The organism is Streptomyces sp. NPDC059455 (assembly GCF_042750115.1).
GTDB lineage: Bacteria > Actinomycetota > Actinomycetes > Streptomycetales > Streptomycetaceae > Streptomyces > Streptomyces endocoffeicus.
On sequence record NZ_JBHYVB010000028.1, the window covers coordinates 55,291 to 62,446 of the forward strand.

Genomic DNA, 7,156 nt, shown 5'->3' on the forward strand with positions numbered 1-7,156 from the left:
GTGGGGGGCGGGGCGGGATGCCCCCCCCCCCCCCGCCCGGGTGTGGGTGCCCCCTACCGCCGGGGGGGGGGCGCGGGACCCGCCGCGGGGGGGGGGGGCCCCGGGTGGGGCGCCCCGCAGCCCCCCCCCCCTTCGGCTATCCCGAGGTGCCCCAGCTCAGGCCGAGGTCTCCGCGGCCTCCCACTCCTCCTCGGCGCCGTCCGAGGCCTCTTCGCCGGCGTCTGCCGCGGGGCCTTCTTGGGCGTCCTCTTCGGCAAGGTCCTCGGACTCCGGGTCCGCGGCGAAGCCGGGAACCCATGCCTCGAGCTCATCCCGCATCCGCACCGTGGCACCCAGTTGGCACAGCACCCCGATGGTGCTCAGCGTCACCCGGTGAATCAGCAGATAGGCGGGCGGCAGATTCAGCTGATTGCCCAGCTCATAGACGGGGGAGTGACGGTCGGCCACCCGCGCCGCCTGGCTGCGCAGCCACTGCCGGTCGAAGACGAACGCGTCGACCTGGGCCGGTTCGAGCATCGGCAGCAGGAAGTCCAGCAGATCATCCGGGTCCAGCTCGATCGTCGGCTTGACGAACCCCTCCCCGCGCATCAGGTCATAGACCCCCGCGGCGTCGTTCTCGAGCGCCATGCGCAGCGCGATGCCGATGGGCTCCGGAAGCCCTCCCGGGAGCCGGTTCACCGAACCGAAGTCCAGAACGCCCAGCTTCCACCGCTCCGGCGGCCCGTCCGGGGCGTGACCGGTCAGCAGCCGGAAGTTCCCCGGATGGGGGTCGGCGTGCAGCAGCCCGGTGCGGGACGCCCCCGAGAAGAGAAAGCGGGCCAGCAGCTGCCCGGCGCGGTCCCGCTCCTCCTGGGTGCCGTCGGCTATCACCTCGGAGAGCGGCACCCCCTCCAGCCACTCGGTGACCAGTATCTGATCGCTCTGGTGCACCACCTCGGGCACCACGATCTCCGTGTCCTGTGCGTACTCCTCCGCATGGATCCGCTGGGACGCCGCCTCCAGTTCGTAGTCCAGCTCCTCGGCGACCCGCTCACGCAACTCCGCGATCAGCGGCTTGACGTCCAGCCCTGGCACCAGCGGCCCCAGCACCCGGGCGAACCGGCTCAGTTGGCTGAGGTCGGACAGCAGCGCCTCGCCCGCCCCGGGATACTGCACCTTGACCGCCACCGTGCGCCCGTCGTGCCAGACCGCCCGGTGCACCTGCCCGATCGAGGCGGCCGCCGCCGGCTTGTCGTCGAACTCCTGGAACAGCTCCGGCCAGTCCGGGCCCAGCCGCTCCTCCAGCGCCGTGTGGACCGTGCGGCTGGGCATGGGAGGGGCCGCTTCCTGGAGCTTGGTCAGGGCCGCCCGGTAGGGCCTGGCTATCTCCTCGGGCAGCGCCGACTCGAAGACCGACATGGCCTGTCCGAGCTTCATGGCTCCGCCCTTGAGCTCGCCGAGGACCTTGAACATCTGCTCCGCGGTGCGCTGCTGCACCTCGCGTGCGACGATCTCCGCCGGCCGTCCCCCTATCCGCTTCCCGAGCCCCCATGTGGCGCGCCCCGCGAATCCCAAGGGCAGCGCCGCCAGTTTGGCGGTACGGGTGATCGCCTTGCGCGGCAGATCGGTCATGCGCCCCTCCAACTACAGCCGTGCCATCCCGGAAGGTGGCCCCCGGGCCCCCGTGCCCACTCCGCGGACGTGGGTCACCCGGACATTGTCGCGTGCGGTGCCTCTGCGGCCGAGGCATATACGGCATCCTCCTCCCCGGCAGCTCCACAGCCGCATCCGGGATGTGCTTCGATCGGGCGCGCGTCCCAGACGGGCGAGGGAAGCGCCAGCTCCCACCGGACCCCCGCGCCCCCGGAGGGGCGGCCGTCGAGGAAGGCCAGCGCCTGCACCGCGGTGAGCCCCGCCACCACCATCGCCAGCGCCGTGTCACAGGCCGGGGCGGTGCGCCGGCGCCCGGACCGCCACTGCGCGAGCATCCGCGGCCAGACCGGCTCCCGCTCGGCACGGCCCGCCGCGGCGCAGCCCGCGCAGGGCGTGATCCCCGGCACCACCAGTGGGCCCACCACCCCCGTGGCCTCGATGACTCCCGCATAGAGATGGGGTGTGCCGGAGGCGAGCAGCGGCCGGGTCTGCTCCGGATCCGGTGCGTACGCCGCGAGGCCGTCACGCGGGGCGATCACCACCAGCGCCAGCCCCGGCTCGGCCGAGCCGGTCCGCCCTCCCGAGGCGGTCCGCTCTCCCGAGAGGGGTTGCTCTCGGGAAGGGACCTTGTTTCGCGAAGGGGCCCGCTCTGCCGCGGAGGTCCGCAGGCGTGCCGACCGGCGGGGGAGCGGGGCGGGCGCGGCCTGGCGCACCACGCGGCGCGCGGCCAGATCCCGGCGCTCCCCGATCTGCTCGGCCGACAGCCCGCCGGGAGCCACATCCCAGGGCTCGACACAGCCGCCGTCCACCACATCGACCCGGCCGACCCCGGAGCCCGACAGCGCGGCCGCGACCGCCGCACCGACCCGGCCCGCGCCCCGCACCTGCACCCGCATCGCCCGTCGCGCGGCGAGCAGCCGCGCCGCCGCTCCGGGCTCGGGATGCAGCACCGACAGCGCTCCCGCGTCGGGCCGCAGCCGGTCCAGGGCCGCGGCGGGCTCGCCGCCGTCCCTCGGCTCGTCCAGCAGTCCGGCCGCCGCCAGCCGGTCCACCAGTGCGTCGGCCCGCCCCTCCGGCAGCCCGATGGCGCGGGCCTCCTGCCGCAGCAGCGGCAGACCGCGGGTGCCGTCCAGCAACTCCAGAAAGCTGCCCGTGGCCGTGTCCACCGGCCCCATCACCACCGCATGCGCCCGGGCCACCCCGAACTGCACCGTGTCCCGGCTCCGCCAGCCGCGCCGCAGCGCGGGCTTGAGCATCGGATGCATCGCCGTTCCCCCCCGTTTGATGTGCTTTCCGTTGAACCGCCTTCAGCATGCGGGGCGGCGCCCGGACCCCGCAGCGCGTTGTCCACAGGCAGTGGAATAAGTCGTACGAACGCCGGTCGTACAAGCCGTGCACACCGTGGAGTGGTTCGGTCCGCAACCATCGGCGGGGCGGGACTTCCCCGGCTGCCAGCGGGTAACGTCGGGGCGTGTCCGCCGACCCGCCCCCTCGCACTTCGGGACAGAACGTCTCCCGCAGCGCCGCGAGCGCACCGAGCACCGTCCCGAGCCCGCAGAGCCGAGGCTCCGACGCGAGCGCGGTCGAGGTCCGCCGGAGCACCCGGCGGCGCAGGACGGTCTCCGCCTATCGCGAGGGCGACCGCACCGTCGTCCTCATCCCCGCCCGGATGTCCGAGGCGGAGGAGCGGCGCTGGGTGGGCGTCATGCTGGAGAAGCTGGCCGCCCAGGAGAGCAAGCGGATGCTGGGCGACGCGGAGTTGGCCGCCCGCGCCGAGTGGCTCTCCGGTCAGTACCTGGGCGGGCGGGCCCGGCCCGACTCCGTCCGCTGGGTCACCAACCAGAACACCCGCTGGGGGTCGTGTACCCCGGCCGAGGGCAGCATCCGGCTCTCGCACCGGCTCCAGGGCATGCCGGAGTACGTCGTGGACTATGTGCTCCTCCACGAGCTGGCCCACCTGCTGGTGCCGGGGCACGGCCGTCGCTTCTGGCAGCTCCTGGAGGCGTATCCGCGGACCGAGCGGGCGCGGGGCTATCTCGAAGGGGTGGTCGCCGCCGCACGGTTGCCGCACCTCTCCGGGCCCCCGGACGACCAGCCGTAAGGCGACCGCGCCCGGGGGAGTGAGAGGATCAGCCCCCGGGAGCCCCCGGGCCGCGCGGGAACCACATCCTGGTTCCCGGCGTCGCTCATAGTCGGCGGCAGCGGCTAGCCTGGCGCGAAACGCACACACCGGTACGGCGATGGGGGACGGTCCTAACGTATGGCCAGGGAATTCCAGCGCGGCCACAAGGCCAGGATCAGTGATCTGACGGCCGGGAGGGATCTGTACGTCGGGGTGCAGATCGCCGGACCCGGCCTGACCTTCGACATCAGCTGCTTCGGTCTCGACGCGAACGAGCGGCTGTCGGACGACCGCTACTTCATCTTCTTCAACCAGCCGAAGTCCCCTGAAGAAGCGATACAGCAGCTCGGGCCGCAGGCCGGGGACACGGATTCGTTCCGCGTCACGCTCGACAGCATGCCGTCCGCCATCCAGAAGCTCTCCTTCACCGCGACCATCGACGGCGCCGGGCAGATGTCGCAGGTCGGCCCCGGCTACCTGCGGATCGTCGCGGGCGGCGAGGAGGTGGCCCGGTACTCCTTCACCGGCTCGGAGTTCAGCACCGAACGCGCGGTGATGCTGGGCGACTTCTACCTCAAGGACGTCTGGCGGTTCGCCGCCGTCGGGCAGGGCTTCGACGGGGGACTGGACGCGCTGCTCAAGAACTTCGGCGGTGAGGTGGCCGAGGAGGAGCCCGCCCCCGCGCCCGCCCAGGGCGCCACGCCCGGCTTCGCGCCGCCCGGCCAGGCCGCCCCCGCACCGGGCTTCGCACCCCCGGCCGGTGCCCCTGCCCCGTCGGCCCCCACCCCGCCCGCCCCGCAGCCCGCCCCCGCCTTCGGCGCTCCCCAGGGGCCGTCTCAGGGAACGCCGCCTCCGGGTACGCCCCAGGGCACGCCCCCGCAGGGCGGTCAGCCGCCCGCCCCCGGCACCCCGCAGATGCATGGCGCCCCCACGATCGCCGCACCCATCGCGCCCCCCGGCCAGGTGCCGCCCCCGGGTCAGGTGCCGCCACCTCCGCCACCGGGCCAGTTCCCGGGCCAGCAGCCGCCGTTCGGCCAGCAGCCGGGCCAGGCCCCGCCCGCCCCCGCGCCGTACGGCCAGCCGCCGGCCCAGCCCTACCCCGGCCAGCCGGGCCAGCCCGCTCCTTACGGTCAGCCGCAGCCCATGGGCGGCGTCCCCCAGGGCGGTGGCGCGCCCGGGCTCCAGGCCGCGCTCGCCAAGTACCGCGAGGCGCCCACCGGCCAGCGCTGGACTCCGCAGAACCCCCGGCTGATGCGGGTCGACCTCGGGGTCGGCGGCCAGCCCGTGCTCGCCCGCCAGGGCACGATGGTGCTCTACCAGGGCAAGGTCGACTTCAGCTATAAGGGCGCCGGTTTCCGCGGCCGGATCGTCGGCAATGCGACCGGCCAGGAGATGCAGCTGATGCGCTGCACCGGCCAGGGCCAGGTCTTCCTCGCCGAGAACGCCGCCGAGCTCCACCCGATCGAGCTCCAGGGCGACGCCATCTGCGTCTCCGCCGAGAACGTGCTCGCCTTCGACGAGTCGCTGCACCACGAGGTGCGCCGGATCGAGGGCCACGGCATCCCCGGTGGCGCGCTGTTCACCATGCAGTTCCAGGGCACCGGGACCGTCGTGGTGAAGACCGAGGGCACGCCGGTCGTCCTCCCCGTCACCCCGACCACCTTCGCCGACAGCAACGCCATCGTGGCGTGGTCCGCCGGAGCCCAGGTGATCATTTCCAGCCAGGTGCGGCTGCGCCGCAGCGCCTACCCCGGCCACAGCGGGGAGACCGTGAACCTCCAGTTCCGTGGCGCGCCCGGCAACTTCATCGTCGTCCAGCCCTACGAGGTCTGAGGGAGCCCGCTATGGACCAGCAAATGATCTCGGGCTTCGCACCCGCCCCGGTCGCCGCCCGTATGGAGAACCACGGCGCCAGCATGCTCAAGGTCGCCATGCAGAGCGGCCAGGACCTCTTCGCCCGCACCGGCTCGATGGTGGCGTACGAGGGCTTCGTCCAGTACGAGCCCAACCCGCCCGCGGTACGGCAGATGGCCTCCCAGTGGCTGACCGGCGAGGGTGCCCCGCTGATGCGGTGCAGCGGCGACGGGCTGCTCTACCTCGCCGACTACGGGGCCAACGTCGTCTGCATCAACCTCAACGGCGACGCGCTCTCGGTCAACGGCACCAACCTCCTCGCCTTCGACGCCCACCTCCAGTGGGGCGTCGAACGCGTCAAGGGGATCGCCAAGTTCGCCGGGCAGGGCCTGTTCAACGTGGGCGTCTCCGGCACCGGCTGGGTCGCCCTGACCTCCCGCGGCACCCCCATCGTGGTCGACTGCGGCCGCGGCGAGGACGAGACCTATGTGGACCCGGACGCGCTCGTGGCCTGGTCCTCCGGGCTCAAGGTGAAGGGCAAGCGCAGCTTCAAGGCGTCGTCCCTGATCGGCCGGGGCAGCGGCGAGGCGTATCAGCTCGGCTTCTCCGGGCAGGGCTTCGTCGTCGTACAGCCCAGTGAGGACAGCACCGACCGGCTCCGGGCCCGGGGCTGAGGGGGAGGGACACCAGATGCAGAGCCCGCTTTTCGCCTTCACCGAGACCCAGACGCAGGACCGCTACGCGCTCCAGAACCCGCATCTGCTGCGGGTCGCCCTGAGCGGCCATGAGGATGTGCTCGCCCGTAAGGGCAGCATGGTCGCCTATCAGGGGCTCATCGAGTTCGACGGCGAGTACCAGACGCCCGGGCAGCGCAGGGCCCGGAGCCGCACCGGTGAGGGCCTGGACCTGATGCGCTGCTCCGGGCAGGGCACGGTCTACCTCGCCAACCTCGCCCAGCACATCCATGTGATGGACGTGGACCACGACGGGCTGACCGTCGACAGCTCCTATGTGCTCGCGATCGACTCCACGCTGCACTGGGAGTCGATCGCGGTGGACAGCCAGTTCGGGATCTCCGGGTCCGGCAAGTACAACCTCAACATCTCCGGCCAGGGCAAGGTCGCGCTGATGACCTCGGGGCAGCCGCTGCTGCTCCAGGTGACCCCGGACAAGTACGTCAACGCCGACGCGGACGCCATCGTCGCCTGGTCCAGCTCGCTGCGGGTCCAGATGCAGGCGCAGACGCACTCCTCGGGCGTCTGGCGGCGGCGCGGCAACACCGGCGAGGGCTGGGAGCTCAGCTTCCTCGGCCAGGGCTACGCCCTGGTGCAGCCCAGCGAGCTGCTCCCGCCGCAGAACGCGGTGGTCGGGGGCGGTATGGCCGCGCAGTTCGGCATGGGCCAGCAGGGCGCCCGCGGTCAGAACCAGGGCAACATCTTCAGCAACTGACCGAGGTCACCGCTGATGGACCACGGCGGGGGGGGGCGCCCCCCGGGGGCCGCCGCGCCCCCCCGCCCCACGCGCAGCCCGGACACGACACGACGCGCA

General features: G+C 73.0%; 6 protein-coding genes. 4 read left to right on the top strand and 2 right to left on the bottom strand.

The window, feature by feature from the left end; translation table 11 throughout:
* Positions 1-156: 156 nt before the first annotated feature.
* Positions 157-1,611 (bottom strand): ABC1 kinase family protein, encoded by a 1,455-nt coding sequence (locus ACFXB5_RS12955; protein ID WP_385206251.1) that lies wholly within the window; start codon positions 1,609-1,611, stop codon positions 157-159.
* Positions 1,612-1,685: 74 nt separating this feature from the next.
* Positions 1,686-2,897, bottom strand: coding sequence for a ThiF family adenylyltransferase (locus ACFXB5_RS12960; RefSeq protein WP_385206253.1), 1,212 nt, complete (start codon positions 2,895-2,897; stop codon positions 1,686-1,688).
* Between the two features lie 206 nt (positions 2,898-3,103).
* Here ACFXB5_RS12960 and ACFXB5_RS12965 point away from each other — a divergent pair, with 206 nt between their 5' ends.
* From ACFXB5_RS12965 to ACFXB5_RS12980, 4 genes are all read left to right on the top strand, one after another.
* Complete coding sequence (locus ACFXB5_RS12965) at positions 3,104-3,733, top strand: M48 family metallopeptidase (protein WP_385206255.1); 630 nt, start codon at positions 3,104-3,106, stop codon at positions 3,731-3,733.
* A 159-nt stretch (positions 3,734-3,892) separates the two neighbouring features.
* Complete coding sequence (locus tag ACFXB5_RS12970) at positions 3,893-5,587, top strand: TerD family protein (RefSeq protein WP_385206258.1); 1,695 nt, start codon at positions 3,893-3,895, stop codon at positions 5,585-5,587.
* Positions 5,588-5,598: 11 nt separating this feature from the next.
* Positions 5,599-6,282 carry an AIM24 family protein gene (locus tag ACFXB5_RS12975; RefSeq protein ID WP_014054765.1) on the top strand — a complete coding sequence of 228 codons (684 nt, stop codon included), beginning with the start codon at positions 5,599-5,601 and terminating at the stop codon, positions 6,280-6,282.
* A 16-nt stretch (positions 6,283-6,298) separates the two neighbouring features.
* Positions 6,299-7,057, top strand: a complete 759-nt coding sequence (locus ACFXB5_RS12980; protein ID WP_385206261.1) for an AIM24 family protein — start codon at positions 6,299-6,301, stop codon at positions 7,055-7,057.
* Positions 7,058-7,156: the final 99 nt, after the last annotated feature.